At 44.6% G+C, this 2,477-nt stretch carries 2 protein-coding genes and 1 pseudogene; all 3 read left to right on the top strand.

The window, feature by feature from the left end; genetic code table 11:
• Positions 1-186 (top strand): annotated as a pseudogene (locus tag ACP45E_RS21640) (thymidine phosphorylase); the annotation flags it as partial.
• A 32-nt stretch (positions 187-218) separates the two neighbouring features.
• Entirely contained in the window at positions 219-1,439 is a 1,221-nt protein-coding gene (locus ACP45E_RS21635; RefSeq protein ID WP_026026526.1) for a phosphopentomutase, read from the top strand.
• 78 nt (positions 1,440-1,517) lie between these two features.
• Positions 1,518-2,237 (top strand): purine-nucleoside phosphorylase, encoded by a 720-nt coding sequence (deoD, locus tag ACP45E_RS21630; protein ID WP_017037355.1) that lies wholly within the window; start codon positions 1,518-1,520, stop codon positions 2,235-2,237.
• Positions 2,238-2,477 lie beyond the last annotated feature (240 nt).

Below are 2,477 nucleotides of genomic sequence, written 5' to 3'. Positions count from 1 at the left end.
GGTTTTGATAATTTCATTCGCTTAGGTGACATTGCGGCAGGTGATAAACCGTTAGCGGTTATCCATGCTCGTAATGAAGAGCAATGGCAAGAGGCCGCACAGGCACTTCAACGTGCAATTACGATTGGCGGAGACTATCAACCGACTCCAGATGTTTATCGTCAGATCCGTTCTGAAGACGTATGAAATCTGGTGAAGCGCATTTAATGGGTGAGAAAATGAAAAGAGCATTTATTTTAGTATTAGATTCATTTGGTATTGGTGAAACTGCCGATGCGGATAAGTTTGGTGATGTTGGTTCGGATACCATGGGCCATATTGCAGAGCAGTGCAGTAAAGGGCTAGCGGATAATGCCGATCGTAGTGGACCATTAAAACTGCCTAACCTGTCTAAGCTTGGTTTTGCGATGGCGCACAAAGAGTCGACCGGTAAGTTTGCTGCGGGTCTTGAAGGCAGTGTTGATGTGATTGGTGCTTACGGCCATGCCGCTGAGCTGTCATCAGGTAAAGATACGCCTTCAGGTCACTGGGAAATTGCTGGTGTTCCTGTGTTATTTGAATGGGGTTACTTTACAGATAAAGAAAACAGCTTTCCAACGGAGCTAACAGATCGCATTCTAAAACGTGCTGGTTTGTCTGGTTTCTTAGGCAATTGCCATGCATCAGGGACTCAGGTTCTTGATGACTTGGGCGAAGAGCACATGAAGACAGGTTTACCGATTTTCTATACATCAGGTGACTCGGTATTCCAAATCGCTTGTCATGAAGAGACGTTTGGTTTGGACAAGTTACTAGAGCTTTGCCAGATCGCTCGTGAAGAACTTGAAGAGTACAACATTGGCCGAGTGATTGCGCGACCATTTGTTGGTGCGAAAGCGGGCGAATTTGCTCGTACGGGTAACCGCCGAGACTTATCGGTAGAGCCACCGGCACCAACTGTGTTACAAAAACTGGTGGATGAAAAAGGCGGTCAAGTCCACTCTATTGGTAAAATCTCTGACATTTATGCGGGCTGCGGGATAACTCAGAAAACCAAAGCAACGGGAATTCCAGAGCTCTTCGAAGCAACAAAAGAAGCGATCAAAAAGGCTGGGGACAACACGATAGTCTTCACCAATTTTGTTGACTTTGATTCTGCATACGGGCACCGAAGAGATGTCGCAGGCTATGCGGCGGCTTTAGAGTACTTTGATGGGCGAATTAACGAAGTTATCGAGTTAATGCAAGAAGATGACATTCTTATTTTGACGGCAGATCATGGGTGTGATCCAACCTGGCCAGGCAGTGATCATACGCGTGAGCATATCCCCGTTATCGTTTATGGCCAAAAAGTACCAGCCGGTTCATTGGGCCTTAGAGATACGTTTGCTGACATAGGCCAAAGTTTGGCATCGTACTTTGAAACCTCTCCAATGGAATACGGTAAAAACTTTTTGTAATCATGGATTAGGGCTCTGTTGAAGAGCCCTTAACAATTGGATTAGCAATTCAAATAGAGATTGAAGAAGGAATAGATTATGGCAACGCCACATATTAATGCTGAAAAGGGTGACTTTGCAGATGTTGTTTTGATGCCGGGGGATCCACTGCGCGCTAAATACATTGCTGAGACTTTTTTAGATGATGCTGTTCAGGTCTGTGATGTTCGCAGTATGTATGGATACACCGGCACTTATAAAGGTCGTAAGATCTCGGTGATGGGGCATGGCATGGGAATTCCATCATGCTCTATATACGTAACAGAGCTGATTAAAGACTTCGGTGTTAAGAAGATAATACGCGTCGGAAGTTGTGGTGCGGTTAGCGAAGATATTAAAGTGCGTGATGTTGTGATTGGTATGGGCGCGTGCACAGACTCTAAAGTAAACCGTATTCGCTTTAAAGATCATGACTTCGCAGCCATCGCTGATTATAAAATGGTGAGAGCTGCTGAAGTGGCAGCAAAAGCACGTGGTATCGATGTCAAAGTCGGTAACCTGTTTTCAGCAGAACTCTTCTACACTCCTGACCCAGACATGTTCGACGTAATGGATAAATACGGAATTGTTGGCGTCGAAATGGAAGCGGCTGGAATTTATGGTGTGGCGGCAGAATATGGCGCCAAAGCGCTAGCAATCTGTACGGTATCGGATCACATCAAAACCGGTGAACAAACCACGTCAGATGAACGTGCAACCACATTTAATGAAATGATGGAAATTGCTTTGGATTCCGTTTTGCTAGGCGATGAAGACTAACCATTTTTTAGCATAAAATGAAAAAACCTCAGTTTGAACACTGAGGTTTTTTATTTGTATTTGTGCGGCTGTTTGTTTGGCAATGATTGATTCTACCCACGGCTTAGATCACGAACCTAAGTTCTGACAGCGGTTAAGTTCTGACCGTGGTTAAGTGCTTAAGGTAGTTAACTGTTATGTCAAAAGTATAATGATGATTATTGCCCACTGAGTAACAAGTTTTCAAGATCGGAAGAGCGG

Origin of the sequence: Vibrio genomosp. F10 str. 9ZD137 (assembly GCF_049974785.1) — a bacterium.
Classification (GTDB): domain Bacteria; phylum Pseudomonadota; class Gammaproteobacteria; order Enterobacterales; family Vibrionaceae; genus Vibrio.
This window is presented reverse-complemented; position numbering and strand designations above follow the sequence as displayed.